Genomic DNA, 15,060 nt, shown 5'->3' with positions numbered 1-15,060 from the left:
TGTTTAGCCTTCGAGTTTATATCTTGTCTCCGAAAGGCGATAGAGACGCCTCCAGACGAGGCGATTCATGGTAACAACCATCAACGCAACGAGGATGGTTGCGAGCAGAAGGATGGGGAAGTTGCCATCTGCCGTTGCTGTGTCGATCTGTGCGCCGAGGCCGTTGGTCTGGATGGTGCGGTTCTGGACGTTTGCGTATTCGGCGAACACCGACGCGTTCCATGCGCCGCCGGAGGCTGTGACCATGCCGGTGATGAGGTAGGGAAAGATGCCGGGCAGGATCAGCGTCGTCCATCGCTGCCAACTTGTGAATTTGTAGAGCGATGCTGCCTCCTTCAGGTCTGACGGGATCGACATGGCGCCAGCGATGACATTGAAGAGGATGTACCACTGCGTGCCCAGCAGCATGAGCGCGATGGAGCCGATGCCGAGACCGCCGCCGATCTTGAGCAGGCCGATGAGGAGTATGGGGAAGAAGGCGGTTGCGGGCACGGATGCGAGGACCTGTGCGACGGGCTGAACGACGCGCGCCAGCTTCGGGCTGAATCCGATGGCGACACCTACCGGGACAGTCCACAGGGCGGAGAGCAGCAGGGAAGCGTTGACGCGAAGAAAGGTGGCGGCCGCGCCGGTAAAGAGCATTCGCAGCTCGGCCCAGCTGACCTGCCGCAGCATCAATGCGCATTGCACCGCGCCCCAGGTGATCACGAGTGCGAAAGTGATTCCCGCGAACCAGTAGAGAATGGAGGGACGCCGGCGGTCACCATCCGTGTCTATGGGCTGTACGACGCGCGTCTCGCGGGACCGCGATAGACGCCGATAGACGGGCTCCTCGATACGTGTCCAGAGACGACCGGTGAGTGTGCCGAGGAGCCTCGATCGCTGCAGGAGGGCGAGAATCGGAGAGGAGACGTGATCGGCGGCTTCCACCTGTTCGAATTTGAACTTCTCGCTCCAGGCGATGAGCGGCCGCCAGATGAGCTGATCGGTCGCGACGACGATAAGCACGATTGTGGCGATGCCGCTGACAAGCGCGCGCATGTCGCCGTCGTAAGTGGCGTTCTGGATGTAGCTGCCGAGGCCGGGGAGCTCGAAGTTGCGGTTCTTGAGCTGAAACATTTCGCATGCCATCAACGCGAACCAGCCGTTTGCGACCGAGATGATCGAGTTCCAAACCAGGCCGATGGCGGCGTAGGGCATTTCTAGTTGCCAGAAACGCTGCCAGCCGGAGTAGCGATAGATGCGCGAGGCTTCGAGCATCTCGCGCGGGATCGCCTTCATGGAGGAGTAGAAGCTGAATGCCAGGTTCCAGACCTGCCCGGTGAAGATCAGCAGGATGACGCCGAGTTCAATTCCCAGTTGGCGGTGAGGGACAAGCGCAATCATGGCCAGCAGCACAGGAGGTAGAAAGCTGAGTACCGGGATCGACTGCAGGATGTCGAGCACCGCGATCATCCAGGCTTCGGCGCGTGCGTTGCGGGCCGCAATGTATCCGTAGGCGATCGCGAAGACGAGGCTGAGCACGTAGGCGATGCCGATGCGCATCACCGAGTAGAACGCATAGACAGGAAGGGAACGGGCGTTCTCGGTCACGTGCGAGACAGGAACGGCGGTGCCCATCCAATAAGCGGCAAGGTGAACGATCGCCATGAACAGCGCGAGCGCGCACAGGCCGACGCCCATGTCGATCACCACGGGCCACGTACGCACCATGACCAGCGAGCGCGTCAGGGTGCGCTGCAAGCTCATTCGCCGCCTCCGGCAGCCTCTTCCTGCAGAACGTCAGGCAGAACGAAGCGGCGACGCGCGGCGTCGAAGTCGAAGATCTCGCCATACCGACCCCAGGTGACCGCGGTTTCGATCTGGCGTTGCGACTCCTCGCCGCTGAACTGCTCATCCAGCATGTCGAGAAAGAACTCTTCGGAGACGGTGTGGTCGCTCTTCGCATCCAGCGCGCGGCGAATTTGGCGCAGCAGCAGGACATTCTCGATTGCCGCGTCGCGGAAGATCTCTTTCTGGCGGAGAATCTCGGAGTTCGCGTACTCGGCACCGAGCTCGGTGATGCTCGCGTCGCCTTCCTCCACCTTGAGGAAGCCGAGCAATTGGGCGGCGTCGACGATGGGCAGCAGGTCGTCGATCTCGAAAGCCAGATCGTCGGCAAGGCGATAGATGTCGTCGCGGCCGTTCTTGTCGATCAGCAATTCGAGCAACCCGGCCACTCCGCCGGGGCGGGCGTGCGGCAGCATCTGGTACTTCATCTGGCGCTGATCGCGGACGCGCGGGCCGGTGGGCGCCTCGGCGGGAGCGACATCGGGCCTTGTCAGCACCTTGTAGATGAAGTCCACGAGCTGCGTGAAGGTTTCAGCCTTTCGATCGCGGGGCTGCGGGATCTGCACGCGGAAATCCGTGCGGATGTGCCCTGGATTGCGCCCGAGGACAATGATGCGATCGGCCAGCAAAACGGCTTCTTCAATGTTGTGCGTGACGATGAAGACGCAGCGGGTGGGCATTGTCTTCTTGGCCCAAAGCTCGAGGAGCTCGCTGCGCAGGTTCTCGGCGGTGAGCACGTCGAGGGCGGAAAACGGCTCGTCCATGAAGAGGACTTCCGGTTCGACCACAAGGGCGCGGGCGAAGCCGACGCGCTGCTTCATGCCGCCGGAGAGTTCCTTGGGATAAGCGGACTCGAAACCGTCCAGACCGACGGTGTCGAGCATGCGCATGCTGCGCGCACGGCGTTCTTCAGGATCGATGCCGCGGGCCTGGAGAGGAGCCTCGACATTCTGCAGAACAGTGAGCCACGGGAACAGGGCGAAGCTCTGGAATACGATCGAGACGTTGATCTCCGCCTCAGCGATGGGCTTTTCGTGCCAGTAAACCTGCCCGCCAGAGGGCCTGGAGAGTCCCGAGAGCATGCGCAGCATGGTAGATTTCCCCGAGCCGGAGGGGCCCAGGAGTGCAACGATCTCGCCGGGGACGATGCTCAGGTCGGTTGGGGAGATAACCTGGATGCGGTTCTGGCTAGGCTGCGCGTAGAACTTCTCGATCTTCTCCGCGCGGATGATTGCCTCTGTGGTGGGGCGGTCCGACTCCTCGGAAGCGGCAGCCTGCATACCATTTTGGAGACCAGCAGATTGCATGCATCTCTCCTGGAAGGGGAATGGGGAAACATTGCAAGCTTATGAGGAACGCGTTGCGCTCTGATGAATCGGAAGGGCCGGGGATACGCGCAAGCTTCAGAGTATCGCAGTTCCGCTCGCACCGGTGACGGCCCTTCGATGACCGTGAGGCACATTTTTCAGCATTTGCCCGGCATCTCCCCTGACCTGTTTGTGCGTCCAATCGACTGATGGCGGGGAGACGTCTTTCCCGCGCAGCGTCGCCGGCGCGGCAGACTTGCGAGACAGTCCAGGGTTTTGACCAGGCCATCTTGCCTGTTGCAGGATGGTATCCTGAAAATGTATTCCAGGCTGATCGTACCGCTCGCGGTGCTTTTCGGCTTCGCTTTGCGGCGCGTTCGACTGAAAGGCTGCGCCAATCACGTTCGGCGTTCAGGAGTGTATGCCCGATAATCACGTTAAGCCCAAAGTACTTGTCGTAGACGACGAACGCGTCATCGCGGACACGCTCTCGATGATCCTTAACCAGAGCGGGTTCCAGGCAACGGCCGTCTACTCCGGTGAAGCTGCGCTTGAGACAGCCTCGACCTACCAGCCCGACATGCTTATCGCTGACGTCATCATGGCCGACTTGAACGGCATCGATGCGGCGATCCAGATTCGCGCTCTGCTTCCGAAGATCAAGATTCTGCTCTTTTCCGGCCAAGCGGCTACCGCTGATCTGCTGGAGAAGGCTCGGGCAAGAGGGTACGAGTTCGAGATTCTTGCAAAGCCGGTTCACCCACAGGATCTTCTCGCCAAGCTTCGCGGCTAGTTCAACCCCTTACCTTAGAGCTTCACCTCATGGCGCCCCTCGAGTGCGTGCGCCATGGTGACCTCGTCTGCATACTCGATGTCGCTGCCGGCTGGTACGCCGGTCGCGATGCGAGTGATCTTTACAGGGAATTGCCGCAGAGCTCCGGCCAGCCACGTGGCTGTAGCTTCGCCTTCGAGCGTCGGACTGGTGGCGAGGATGACTTCGTCCAGCTCTCCGCGCTCGACCCGCTGCAGCAGTGTCCTGGTGCGCAACTGATCCGGCCCCACTCCGTGGAGCGGCGAGAGCGTTCCGTGCAGAACGTGGTAGACGCCGGAATATCGACTGCGCTCGACCGCATCGATGTTGGTTGGCTCCTCCACCACGCAAACGAGCCTCTGATTGCGCGTGGGGCTCGTGCAGTAGAGGCACGGATCGACGTCGGTGATGTTGTTGCAGATGGAGCAGAGGCGGAGGCTGGCCTTCAGGCCACGGACGGCATCGGCGAGAGAGGAAGCGTCATCCTCGCTCGAGCGCAGAATGTGGAAGGCAAAGCGCTGGGCAGTTTTGGTTCCCACCCCGGGAAGCTTCTTCAACTCATCGATGAGCCGGGCCATGGGCTCGGCGTAGCGTGCCACAGCGCATCCTCCTATACCGTTCGGTAAACAATCCCGAGGAACATGTCGGGTGAGCCACCGTGCGCCCACGTGGCGTCGAGGTCTGCCGTGGGCTTCTTTGCGATCACTTCCTGCTCGCTGGCTCCGGACTTTTTGAGAGCCGCTACTTTGTCGCGTACGGTCGAGAGCATGTCGATGTACGCCTTGAGATCGGTTTTGTCGCCCAGCGGGCCATGGCCCGGGATGATCTTGGTCTTGTCTCCGGCGAGGCTCAGAGACTTCTGTGCTGCGTCGATGGTGCCGCCGATCGATCCACCCGAGCCTTCGTCGATGAACGGGTAGGACTTGTTGAAGAAGATGTCGCCGCAATGCAGCACATCTGCATTGTGGAAGTGAATGTAGATATCCGTGTCGGTGTGGGCTGGTTCGTAGTGGACGCGCTCGACCGTGTCGCCGTTGTGATCGTGTTTCATGGTGTCTGCGAAGGTGACGGTCGGCAGTGCGCCCGCAGGGTACGCCGGGAGCGACATGTGAAACAGTTTCATCTCCGCCGGCTTCGACATGCGTTCTTTTGTCTTCTCATGAGCGACGATGGTGAATCCCGCGGCGTGCATTCCTTCGTTGCCGTCCACGTGATCGATGTGCCAGTGCGTGTTGATGAGAGCATGAGGCGCGTCGGGGCCTAGAGCGGCGATGGCCTCTTTGATGTGGGGCACGGCAGTGGAGAAGCTGGAGTCGATCAGGATCACGCCGTCTTTGCCGGTCTGCACGGCCATGTTGCCGCCGGCGCCCTGGAGGAGCCAGAGGTTGTCGTAGAGCTTCGTGGTCTTGATGGGGGTGGAGGCCCCGGCGGCGCGCATCTGCGCAGCGCGGTCCGCGGGAGCTGCGGCCTGCGCAGCCTGCGCAAAGCCCCAGCGCTCGAAGAGAGCCGCCGCGCCCGCGGTCGCGCCGAGTTGAAGAAAATTTCTGCGATTGAGCCCAGCAGTCATCGAGACCTCCTTTAGTCCACAACAACACACTGCAACGCCAGAATGCGATTGTACGAGTTCAGCCCAGCCCGGGGATATTCAGGTTAAGCCCGCCGAGCGCTCCCTTGAGGCTCGACTGGATAGCCTCATCGGCCTTGTGCCCGGCATCGTTGACCGCCCCGACGATGAGGGTCTCGAGCATTTCTACGTCGGGATTCGCTCCAGTGAGGCTGGCGACGGCGGAGGGATCGATCTTGATCTTGAGGAGTTCCTTTTTGCCGTTCATGGTTGCCGTTACGGCGCCCGCGCCGCTGGTGCCTTCCACCACCGTCTGGGTCAGCTTGCGCTGCATCTCCTCCTGCATGGTGTTCGCCTGCTGGAGCATCTCCGCCATTTTGAGGGGATTGAACATCCCGGCCCTCCTCTGTGTCTCGGCTTGCGAATTACTTGTTGCGCAGATCGACGACGCTGCGGACCTCGGCATTGAAGATTTCCTTGGCCCGCTGCACCATGGGGTGCTCCATGGCGGCTTGCTGGATGCTTCCCGCTGCGGGAGCTGCGACCGGTGTTGTGGCGGCCACACCTTCTCCGGGGATCACCATGAACCGCGATGGACCGCCCAGGCGCTGCACTTCCTGCTTTATTATCTTTTCCGCGGCAGCGTTCACGGTGAGGGACAGCATCTTCGTTTTGATCCCAGGAACTTCGATACGAAGGCTTGTTGCTTCGAGCGTGAAGCGGGCTGTTGAGATCAACTGAGATGCCGAGGCGTGACCCTGTTGGGCGAGGGCCGTCACAATGGCGTGCTTCGCGGCTTCCGCGTCGAGCGCTCCTGCGGGACGAAGAGGCGCTACGGGATCGGGAGATTCCGCGACTATAGCCGGCGCCGGTGGAATCGCGGCGGGGGTGTTGATTGGCGCCGGCTCGGATTTGATCTCCGGCACGGGCGGAGCGGGGACGGGCGCTGGCTCTAACTTTATCTCCGGTTTTGCAGCAACGCTCGGGAAGGGAATCACTTCGCCCGCAGGCTCGACCGGTGCCGGTTGCGCGGCGAGAGCGGCCGACCCGCTGACGCCGAGGCTTTCGGGGATTGGGGTGGTCTGCATCAGCGGCCCTGAACCGAACGGTGAGCGCGGCGGCGGTGGCGCGCTTGAGGATACGGCTGAGGACGAAGAGCGCGGACCTGCAGGAGTGCTGCGCGGAGCCGATGGAGGAGGTGTTCTCGGTGCAGCGGGAGCCGCGGATCCGCCGCTTCTTACGGGAGCGCCACTCGCCACGCCGCTGAGCAACTCCTCGAGGGGCAGGAGACGCCGGGCGTGCACGAGCTTCATCAGGCCGAGTTCGAGATGAAAACGCTGCTCCTGGCGGTAGTTCAGGTCATCGAAGGTTCGCAGCATTAACTGCAGATTGCGCGTGATCTCTTCTTCGGTGAAGAGAAGAGCGGTGCGGGCGGCACGCGCCCGTTCGTCGCCGGAGATCTGGAGGAGTTCTGTCTGCTCTCCGCCGAGTTTCGCCATCAACGTGTTACGCAGGTAGCGAACGATCTGCCGTGCGAGCGACTGCGGGCTGTGTCCTGCGCTGAGCAGTTCATTGAGCTGACCCATGACGCCTGCGCTGTTGCCTGCGGCGACGGCTTCGAGCAGGTGTTCGAACACGGTGTTGGGGACCGAGCCCATCAAATCGCGGATCTGCTGTGCCTCGAGAACGGCATAATTGTTCGCATCGCAGGGAGCCGACGCGATCGCCTGGTCCATGATGCTGAGGGCGTCGCGCATCGAGCCGTCGCCGGCCTCGGCCAGCAGCGCAAGCGCGGCATCTTCGGCCCTTACGCTCTCCTGCTGCGCGATCATTTTCAGCTGGCCAAGGATGTCGTCGAACTTTACGGCGTGGAAGCTGAAGTGCTGGCAGCGCGAGCGGATGGTCTGTGGAATGTTTTCCGGCTCGGTCGTGGCCATCATGAAGATGGTCCACTCGGGAGGCTCTTCGAGCGTCTTTAGGATGGCGTTGAAGGCTGCGTCGGTGATCTGGTGGGCTTCGTCGAGGAGGAAGATCTTGTACTTGTCGCGCGCCGGCTGGACAGAAGCCTGGGTGCGAATGGACCGGACGTCATCGATGCCGCGATTCGAAGCCGCGTCGATCTCGATGAAGTCGAAGGAGTGGGTCGCCAGTTCGCCCCCGTCGGCATTGCCCCCGGAGGAGATTTCACGGCAGGAGACGCACTTGAGGCAAGGCTCGTGGGTGGGACGGTCGGCTGTGCCCACTTCGCTGCGGCAGTTCAGAGCCATAGCCAGGATGCGGGCGATGGTGGTTTTGCCGATGCCGCGATGGCCCGAGAAGATGTAGCCGTGCGCGATGCGGTTCTGGGTCAGGGCGTTCAGGAGCGTGCGCGTGACGTGGTCCTGCCCGGCGACGTCGGCAAACCGTTGCGGACGATACTTGCGAGCCAGAACCTGATAACCCATGCGATCAACTACTCCCAACTGTCGGTGATTTCGCTAGAGAGCGCTAGGTCAGATTGTATCGTTCCGGAGGTGCAGAGGGCGGACGTGGAAAACCGCTGCATTCCATCTTTGCAGAGGTTTAGCTCGCATCGAGATTGAAGCTGATGTCGTTGAGCCATTCTGCGATCAGATCTTCATCGCCGGGATCGAACACGTACGCATCATTGAGGAGCAGTACCGTGGCCCAGTAGACCAGGTCCCGCTCCGAGACGAGCTCGAAGCGCTTGCGTTCCAGAGCATTGGAAATGTGTTCGCGGGTGATGACGATGCCCGGCTCGGGGATGGGGAACCGGTTATTGGCGGAGCGTCGTTGTGTCGGGCTGGAATCTCCTGCTCTGGTTTCTTCGAAGTCGATGTCGAAGGCGCCCTTAAGGGAAGTCAGCATTTCTTCGAGCCCTACTTCGAAGAGAGCGTAGCGCCGGAGCACATCCATCTGCTCATCGGATAGCGGCCGCTGCTCGGGCTCCGTCTTCATTGACCAATGCTAGCGCCTTGACCCTGCTCCGTGCAGGCTGCCTGCTCCAGCTTCTGTGCGAGCTTACGCGGCGTTCTCTTCTTCGTCGACCTCATTTGTACGGGGTGACGGCATCTCCGTCGGCTTGACGCGTACCCTGCGGCGCTCCTGCTTCTTCCTGGCTGCTCTGTTTGCTGCAGCTTTGCGCCGGCGGATCTCGGTGGCCGAGTACATGGTGCCTCGGCACTTCTTCGCGCCGCAGTTGCAGGTTGCGTCGTCTTCGCCGCCATCGTAGAGGCAGTAATCGTACGTGATCTCTTCGCCGGGTTCAATCTTGCGGATGGCCTTGATCCAGACGCGTCCCTTGATCTCTTCCGTCTCGCAGTTCGGGTCGCAGCTATGGTTGATGAACATCGCCATGCAGTGCCCGTCGATGACGACCGAGCCGTCGCCGAGTCCAAAGAGATAGGTGATGGGCGACTCTTCGTTTGCCGCGTCGGCTTCATCTTTGGTCATGCGCGGCCCTGTGTATTCGGCCACGCGCGAACCTTTGCGGACTGAGGACGTCGTGTAGCAGCCGGCTGCATGAATGGCTGAGGAGCGGATGACTAGGGCCATAGGGAAGCAGAAATCCTGGGTGAGTTGAAGTACGCTATGCAACGCATCGTAACATTGAAGTGGCGGAAACGAACGGCGCTGATTGAAAAATGAAGCTGAGAACAAACATCGCGCTTACCGTTGGATGCGGCCTTATCTCGGCCGTTGGTTTGCTCGCGCAGGCGTCCCCTCCCGCACCGCAGCAGAAGCCTCCTGCTCAACAGCCCGCGCAAAAGCCGTCCGAATCGAATCCCTTTCCTGAAGACACGACAAGCGTGCCGGTTGTCCCAACCACTGCCCAGCCTCCAGCAGCGCCTCCGGCTGCGGAGAGCCCTGCAGAGAGCGGTGGCGCGGAGACTACGGGTCTCCTGAAGAACGACAACGATCCGGTGCACAGTCCTGACGATGCCGTGGATAGCGGTTCTGCGGGTGCGGATGGATTCAGCTCGAGCCTTGCCGGCAGCGGCGATGTGAACATCCCCGACGAAGACCGGCCCGACAAACATCGGCGCGGGCAGCAGCAGCCCGCGGTCCACCAGGTCACGGCGAAGGAAGACGAAAGCGTCGGCGAGTTTGAGTTGGACCGCAAGAACTACAAAGCTGCGCTGTCTCGCTTTCGGTCCGCTCTCGTCACCGACTCTGAGAACCCCGATGTCTATTGGGGAATCGCGGAGGCGCAGCGCGGCCTGGGTAATTACGCCGACGCGAAGGCCAATTACCAGAAGGTCGTCGACTACGACGATCCGGAGAGCAAGCACTCTAAAGAAGCGAAGAAACTGCTGAAGAGCGCGCAGCTTGCAAATGCACCTGCGGTGTCGGCGAATCAGGCTCCGAAGTAGCTGGGGATCAGAATCCTGCCCAGCGTTTGTAGGCCTCAATGATGGGCTGGCCGCACAGCGCGCTGATGATTCCCCCGATGCAGAGGAAGGTGCCGAGTGGGAGCTTTGCTGCGAGCCAGTTCTCTGAGTCGCGCCGGGATGCTGGAAGGGCCAGCGCGGTGAGCGCGAACAAGGCTCCGAGCACAACGCCGATGCCGAAGCAAAAAAGTGCGCCAGAGAGCCCGAGCCAGGCTCCGAGCATCGCCATCAGCTTCGCGTCGCCAAGGCCGATGCCTTCGCGTCGGCGGATGAGCCAGTAGGTCCAGCGGATGATCAGGATCAGACCGGCTGCGGCGATCACTCCTCCCGCCCAATCAAACGCAGCGATGAACAAGCCGGGCTCCACAATCGAATACCGGCGCGCCGAGAACATGCCGACGATGACATTTATCAAACCGAGGACGACGCCCGGTATGGTGAGCCAGTTCGGCAGCCACAAGTGCTCGGCATCGAGCATTGCCAGTGCAACAAGCAGCCAGAGAAATGACATCTTGAGCAAAACCGAGAAGACAGCCGCATACGGTTTCTCAGAAACAATGAACTGCTCGAACGATGCAGCACCCGCTTGCCACACGACTGTTGCCCATAGCAGCCCTATCGCAAGCTCCACGGCCGGATAACGCCAGCTGATTATCGCTCCGCACGTCCGGCACTTGCCCCGCAGTGCAACCCAGCTCACCACTGGCACGTTCTCCCACCAGGTCAGCGTTCTCCGGCAGCTGCGGCAATGTGAGCGCGGCTTCACCACGCTTTCGCCCTCCGGCCAGCGGCTGAGGCACACGTTCAGGAAGCTGCCGAACGCGAGGCCCAGGAGCCCGGCCAAAACTGTGCAGAATACGCGGATCATCGATTCGATCACCGGGAAGGTCGAGTATACGGCCGGAGAGTCGAGAGACCTCAAAATCCTCAGTACTCGGCAGACGTGCCTCTTGCGCGACTCGCTCGCAGAGGAAAGAATGGTTGCCGTCATACGGTCGACGACTTTTCGCCTACGAACGCTCGTCGCGAATCCCAGGAAGGTCACCACAGATGAAACGTTCCTCGCTTGCCGCGACGGCCGTGGTCTCCACAACACTCAGCCTCATCCTTCTTGCCGCTGCTCCGCGACAGGAAGGGAGCCAGGAGTCGGGCGCGATCGATGCTTCTCCGGTCCAGCTTGATCGCCGCGACCCTTCCCTCGACAAAATCGTTCCACGCGAGGCCAAGCTCGAGCGCATCGCGACCGGATACAAGTGGACGGAGGGCCCGATCTGGCTCAACGGATCGCTCTACTTCGCCGAGATTCCCAGCGACAGCATCCGCAAGTGGAAGCCCGGCGACGAGCAGCCTTCAGTGTTCATCACGCCCAGCGGGTATCACGGCCACACGCCCTATGGAGGCCCCGAACCCGGATCAAACGGCATGACCGCGGACACTCAGGGTCGCCTCACTGTCGCAGGACATGCGCAGCGCGATGTGTACCGTCTCGAAGAGCTCAATCCGGATTCCCGGATCACGATCCTCGCTGACAGCTACCAGGGCAAGAAGCTGAACAGCCCCAACGATCTGGTTTACCGCTCTGACGGTTCGCTGTACTTTACCGATCCGCCGTACGGTCTCAGAACGCAGTCGGATCAGGATCCGGAGAAGCAGCTAAACGTCAACGGCGTCTATCGCATGCCAAATGCCGCGGGTCAGCAGGCCGGGGCCAAGCCTTCGTCGAAACTGCAGTTGCTCGTCTCCGACCTGACTCGTCCCAACGGCATCACGTTCTCGCCCGACGAGAAATACCTCTACGTCAACAATTCCGAACCGAAGAAGATCTGGATGCGTTACCGCGTTCAGCCGGACGGAAGCTTGACCGAGGCGAAGCTTTTCTACGATGCCACTTCTGATCAACGCCCCGGCGCTCCCGACGGGATGAAGGTCGACATCGACGGCAACATCTACAGCACGGGGCCCGGCGGGGTCTGGATATTCAGTCCGGAGGGGAAGCCGCTCGGAATCATCCTGATGCCGGAGAAATCCGCGAACGTTGCCTGGGGTGGCGCCGATCGCAGAACGCTCTTCATCACGGCCAGCAGCAGCGTATACCGCATCCGCCTGAACATCCCCGGAGCACCGCTGATTCGCAAGAAGTAGCGCGACAGCGGCAGGAGTTGAATTCCGAACCGAAGAGAGCGCCCGTTTAGAATAGGCGCAGATGGACTCTCTCCCAGCCAGTCCAATGCCCGACTCGTTCGAAGACAATTTGTTGACCGATCCCAAGCATGCGGCATCGCTCTTTGAGCAATCAGCTGCCATCATGGCCCGGCTTCGGGCTCCAGGGGGATGCCCATGGGACCGCGAACAGTCTTTCGATACCATTCGCAAATACACCCTGGAAGAGGCCTATGAGGTTTTCGACGCGATCGAGCGCCGCGACTTCCCGCACCTAGCCGAAGAACTCGGCGACCTGCTCCTGCAGGTGCTGTTCTACGCCGAAATGGCTGCGAACGAGGGCCACTTCACCATCTCGGATGTGCTCGATCATCTCAACCGCAAGCTGATCCGGCGGCATCCGCACGTCTTCGGGGAAGAAGCATCGCGGGCCGCGGGGAATGAAGCGGTCGTCGATGCAGCCGTCGAAGGATCGGCAAGCAAGGTCCTGCGCAACTGGGAAGAAATCAAGGCGGCGGAAAAGGGATCGAAAGCCTCGGATCCGGACGCATCGAAGTCGCGGCTCGATTCAGTCCAGCGCGCCATGCCGGCGCTGGCCGAAGCCGTCAAACTCGGCTCGAAGGCCGCCAAGTCTGGGTTCGACTGGCCTCACTGGCGCGATTTGCTGCCGAAGCTCACCGAAGAAACCGCGGAACTCGAGGCTGAAGCCGCACTCGTCGAAAAGTCCAAGGAGCCTGCGAATCAGGCCCGCGTTGAGGCAGAACTTGGCGACCTGCTCTTTACCGTCGTGAATCTTGGGCGCCATCTGAACGTCGATGCGGAGATGGCTCTTCGCGGCTGCAATCTGCGCTTTCGGCAACGCTTCAGCAAAATGGAGGAGCTTTCCGACCGCCCTCTCGAACAACTGAAGCCGGACGAACTCGAAGCACTATGGGCAAGGGCGAAGCGCGCTCTCGCTGAACCGACATCTGATTCTCACACCTCCACTGCGGAGCAGCCGCGATGATCCTCATCCGCTCCTGCTCCGGGCACGACGAACTCGAAGCATGTGTTCAGCTCCAGATTGAAACATGGGGCTACGACGAAACCGACGTCATCCCTCGCAAAGCCTTTCTCGTTTCCCAGAAGATTGGCGGCCAGGTACTGGGCGCATTCGACACCGACCTTCCCGGAGCCGGCCCTAACGGCACTCCGGAGTCCATGGTCGGCTTTGCCATCTCTTTTCCCGGTATGAAAACCGGCCTGCATTCCGGGAACGGCAAACCACAGCCCTATCTGCACTCGCATATGCTGGCCGTCCGCGAGCGCTATCGCGACCGGGGCGTCGGCGCGCAACTCAAGCTGGAGCAGCGGCGCGAAGCACTCTCCCGTGGAATACGCCTGATGGAGTGGACATTCGATCCGCTCGAAATCAAGAATGCGCATCTCAACATCTACAAGCTTGGGGCGGTGGTTCGTTCATATCTGGTGAATTTCTATGGTGTATCCTCTTCTCGACTGCAGGGTGGGCTGCCGACCGACCGCCTCGTCGCCGAGTGGTACCTCGACTCAGAACGTGTCGAGCAGGCGCTTGGGGGCCAAAGTTCTGCGGTGCAGGAGATCGAGGAACGAATCCAGGTGCCGGCCGCCATCTACCAGTGGAAGGCCTCTCCCCAGGACCGGGAACGAGCGCTGGCTTTGCAGGCCGAGAATCGGCATAAATTTCAGGATGCATTCACTCATGGCTTGGCTGTCGTCGCATTCACCAGAGACGCGGAAGGGAATGGAGTCTTCGAGCTTGGCCGCTTCACTCAACCCGCAATCGCTTAGGTCTTTACGCATCTTCATTGGCCGCAACCGCTGAAGGAACGACACTGTATGAGAATCGATGGCATCATCCTCCGCGAAGTGCACATGCCCCTCGTGCGCCCCTTTCAGACGAGTTTTGGCATCACGCGAAACCGCAGAATTCTCCTTGTCGAGGTCAGGTCGGAGGGACTGACTGGCTGGGGCGAGTGCACCGCCGGCGAGCGGCCGCACTTCTCCAGTGAATCGACCGACACCGCCTGGCAGGTCATCGTCGATGAACTCGGGCCGATCCTTGCAGGCGCTCATCCCGATCACGGCGGAAGCTGCCCCAAGCTTTTCGACATTGTTCGCGGGCATCCGATGGCAAAGGCGGCTCTGGAGAACGCCATCTGGGATATCGAAGCGCAACGCGAAGGCACATCGCTATCCAGGCTGATCGGTGGCGTTCGCGAGAAGATTCCATGCGGAGTATCGCTCGGCATCCAGAAGTCCATACCCGAATTGATGGACATCATCGAAAGGGAACTGGCGGCTGGTTATCAGCGCATCAAGCTCAAGTGCAAGCCGGGCTGGGATACTGAAGTCTTCGAGAAAGTTCGCAACCAGTGGCCCGACATCATGCTGTCGTGCGATGCAAACTCCGCCTACAAGCTTCGCGATGCCGACCACCTCGCCGGTTTCGACAACTTCGACCTGCTGATGGTTGAGCAGCCGCTCTGGCACGACGATTTCTACTACCACTCGATGCTGCAGAAGCGTATGGCGACGCCGATCTGTCTTGACGAGTCGATTCGCAACCGGCGCGATGCTCTCGCCGCCATTGAGATGGAGTCCTGCAGGATTATCAACATCAAGCTCGGCCGTGTCGGCGGATTCTCTGAAGCCATCGCGGTGCACAATGCAGCGCAGGAGAAGGGAATACCCGTCTGGTGTGGCGGCATGCTTGAGTCCGGCATAGGCCGTTCGCACAACATCGCCCTGTCTACGCTGGAGAACTTCCGGCTGCCGGGCGATGTCTCCGCTTCCGCTCGCTACTGGACCGAAGACATCATCGAACCCGAGGTGACTGTAACCTCCGAAGGCGAGATCATTATTCCCGATTCACCTGGCCGCGGATATGAAGTCCGTACCGATCTGGTCGACAAGCTGACGGTACGCAAAGAAGAGATACGGGCCCTGGAACTTGTCGGACGAAACTGACGTCAGACT

Annotated in this window: 15 protein-coding genes; 6 read left to right on the top strand and 9 right to left on the bottom strand. The window is 60.8% G+C overall.

The genetic code is table 11. The annotated features are described in order from the left end of the window. Nucleotides 1–3: 3 nt before the first annotated feature. Nucleotides 4–1,749 (bottom strand): ABC transporter permease, encoded by a 1,746-nt coding sequence (locus tag DHV10_RS03520; protein ID WP_109484912.1) that lies wholly within the window; start codon nucleotides 1,747–1,749, stop codon nucleotides 4–6. Then, complete coding sequence (locus DHV10_RS03515; protein WP_109484911.1) at nucleotides 1,746–3,110, bottom strand: ABC transporter ATP-binding protein; 1,365 nt, start codon at nucleotides 3,108–3,110, stop codon at nucleotides 1,746–1,748. The genes DHV10_RS03520 and DHV10_RS03515 overlap by 4 nt, the downstream gene beginning before the upstream one ends. Nucleotides 3,111–3,558: 448 nt before the next feature. Between DHV10_RS03515 and DHV10_RS03510 the strand changes: the two genes are divergently transcribed. Then, complete coding sequence (locus DHV10_RS03510; protein ID WP_109484910.1) at nucleotides 3,559–3,930, top strand: response regulator; 372 nt, start codon at nucleotides 3,559–3,561, stop codon at nucleotides 3,928–3,930. 14 nt (nucleotides 3,931–3,944) lie between these two features. Here DHV10_RS03510 and recR read toward each other — a convergent pair whose 3' ends face one another. From recR to DHV10_RS03480, 6 genes are all read right to left on the bottom strand, one after another. Beyond that, entirely contained in the window at nucleotides 3,945–4,547 is a 603-nt protein-coding gene (gene recR, locus DHV10_RS03505; protein WP_275425886.1) for a recombination mediator RecR, read from the bottom strand. 11 nt (nucleotides 4,548–4,558) lie between these two features. Continuing rightward, nucleotides 4,559–5,515 (bottom strand): MBL fold metallo-hydrolase, encoded by a 957-nt coding sequence (locus DHV10_RS03500; protein ID WP_109484909.1) that lies wholly within the window; start codon nucleotides 5,513–5,515, stop codon nucleotides 4,559–4,561. A 58-nt stretch (nucleotides 5,516–5,573) separates the two neighbouring features. Beyond that, complete coding sequence (locus tag DHV10_RS03495; protein ID WP_109484908.1) at nucleotides 5,574–5,906, bottom strand: YbaB/EbfC family nucleoid-associated protein; 333 nt, start codon at nucleotides 5,904–5,906, stop codon at nucleotides 5,574–5,576. A 31-nt stretch (nucleotides 5,907–5,937) separates the two neighbouring features. After that, nucleotides 5,938–7,956 (bottom strand): DNA polymerase III subunit gamma/tau, encoded by a 2,019-nt coding sequence (dnaX, locus tag DHV10_RS03490; RefSeq protein ID WP_109484907.1) that lies wholly within the window; start codon nucleotides 7,954–7,956, stop codon nucleotides 5,938–5,940. A gap of 118 nt (nucleotides 7,957–8,074) precedes the next feature. Next, nucleotides 8,075–8,470, bottom strand: a complete 396-nt coding sequence (locus DHV10_RS03485) for a hypothetical protein (protein WP_109484906.1) — start codon at nucleotides 8,468–8,470, stop codon at nucleotides 8,075–8,077. Between the two features lie 63 nt (nucleotides 8,471–8,533). Further along, a complete protein-coding gene (locus DHV10_RS03480) occupies nucleotides 8,534–9,067 on the bottom strand; it encodes an SET domain-containing protein (RefSeq protein WP_109484905.1) in 534 nt (177 codons plus the stop codon). An 89-nt stretch (nucleotides 9,068–9,156) separates the two neighbouring features. Here DHV10_RS03480 and DHV10_RS03475 point away from each other — a divergent pair, with 89 nt between their 5' ends. After that, on the top strand, nucleotides 9,157–9,885 hold the full coding sequence (locus DHV10_RS03475) for a tetratricopeptide repeat protein (RefSeq protein WP_109484904.1): 729 nt from the start codon (nucleotides 9,157–9,159) through the stop codon (nucleotides 9,883–9,885). Between the two features lie 7 nt (nucleotides 9,886–9,892). On the opposite strand, the gene DHV10_RS03470 is transcribed toward DHV10_RS03475, so the two are convergent. Further along, on the bottom strand, nucleotides 9,893–10,771 hold the full coding sequence (locus DHV10_RS03470) for a prepilin peptidase (protein ID WP_162601164.1): 879 nt from the start codon (nucleotides 10,769–10,771) through the stop codon (nucleotides 9,893–9,895). 182 nt (nucleotides 10,772–10,953) lie between these two features. Here DHV10_RS03470 and DHV10_RS03465 point away from each other — a divergent pair, with 182 nt between their 5' ends. The 4 genes from DHV10_RS03465 (at nucleotide 10,954) to menC (ending at nucleotide 15,051) form a co-directional block, all read left to right on the top strand. Beyond that, complete coding sequence (locus DHV10_RS03465; RefSeq protein WP_109484902.1) at nucleotides 10,954–12,045, top strand: SMP-30/gluconolactonase/LRE family protein; 1,092 nt, start codon at nucleotides 10,954–10,956, stop codon at nucleotides 12,043–12,045. 61 nt (nucleotides 12,046–12,106) lie between these two features. Then, complete coding sequence (gene mazG / locus DHV10_RS03460; protein WP_239461269.1) at nucleotides 12,107–13,069, top strand: nucleoside triphosphate pyrophosphohydrolase; 963 nt, start codon at nucleotides 12,107–12,109, stop codon at nucleotides 13,067–13,069. After that, on the top strand, nucleotides 13,066–13,872 hold the full coding sequence (locus DHV10_RS03455; RefSeq protein ID WP_109484900.1) for a GNAT family N-acetyltransferase: 807 nt from the start codon (nucleotides 13,066–13,068) through the stop codon (nucleotides 13,870–13,872). The genes mazG and DHV10_RS03455 overlap by 4 nt, the downstream gene beginning before the upstream one ends. A 48-nt stretch (nucleotides 13,873–13,920) precedes the next feature. Beyond that, a complete protein-coding gene (gene menC / locus DHV10_RS03450; protein WP_109484899.1) occupies nucleotides 13,921–15,051 on the top strand; it encodes an o-succinylbenzoate synthase in 1,131 nt (376 codons plus the stop codon). Nucleotides 15,052–15,060: the final 9 nt, after the last annotated feature.

The sequence above is a fragment of the Occallatibacter savannae genome, assembly GCF_003131205.1.
In the GTDB taxonomy this organism is placed as follows: domain Bacteria; phylum Acidobacteriota; class Terriglobia; order Terriglobales; family Acidobacteriaceae; genus Telmatobacter; species Telmatobacter savannae.
The sequence above is the reverse complement of the archived record's forward strand: the minus strand, read 5'-3'. Positions and strand labels throughout refer to the sequence as shown.

Coding starts and splice junctions, on each gene's coding strand:
- DHV10_RS03455 (WP_109484900.1), top strand. CDS start 13,066: ATGATCCTCATCCGCTCCTGCTCCGGGCACGACGAACTCGAAGCATGT.
- DHV10_RS03480 (WP_109484905.1), bottom strand. CDS start 9,067: ATGGCCCTAGTCATCCGCTCCTCAGCCATTCATGCAGCCGGCTGCTAC.
- DHV10_RS03475 (WP_109484904.1), top strand. CDS start 9,157: ATGAAGCTGAGAACAAACATCGCGCTTACCGTTGGATGCGGCCTTATC.
- DHV10_RS03510 (WP_109484910.1), top strand. CDS start 3,559: ATGCCCGATAATCACGTTAAGCCCAAAGTACTTGTCGTAGACGACGAA.
- mazG (WP_239461269.1), top strand. CDS start 12,107: ATGGACTCTCTCCCAGCCAGTCCAATGCCCGACTCGTTCGAAGACAAT.
- DHV10_RS03485 (WP_109484906.1), bottom strand. CDS start 8,470: ATGAAGACGGAGCCCGAGCAGCGGCCGCTATCCGATGAGCAGATGGAT.
- DHV10_RS03465 (WP_109484902.1), top strand. CDS start 10,954: ATGAAACGTTCCTCGCTTGCCGCGACGGCCGTGGTCTCCACAACACTC.
- dnaX (WP_109484907.1), bottom strand. CDS start 7,956: ATGGGTTATCAGGTTCTGGCTCGCAAGTATCGTCCGCAACGGTTTGCC.
- DHV10_RS03520 (WP_109484912.1), bottom strand. CDS start 1,749: ATGAGCTTGCAGCGCACCCTGACGCGCTCGCTGGTCATGGTGCGTACG.
- DHV10_RS03470 (WP_162601164.1), bottom strand. CDS start 10,771: ATGATCCGCGTATTCTGCACAGTTTTGGCCGGGCTCCTGGGCCTCGCG.
- DHV10_RS03500 (WP_109484909.1), bottom strand. CDS start 5,515: ATGACTGCTGGGCTCAATCGCAGAAATTTTCTTCAACTCGGCGCGACC.
- DHV10_RS03495 (WP_109484908.1), bottom strand. CDS start 5,906: ATGTTCAATCCCCTCAAAATGGCGGAGATGCTCCAGCAGGCGAACACC.
- menC (WP_109484899.1), top strand. CDS start 13,921: ATGAGAATCGATGGCATCATCCTCCGCGAAGTGCACATGCCCCTCGTG.
- DHV10_RS03515 (WP_109484911.1), bottom strand. CDS start 3,110: ATGCAGGCTGCCGCTTCCGAGGAGTCGGACCGCCCCACCACAGAGGCA.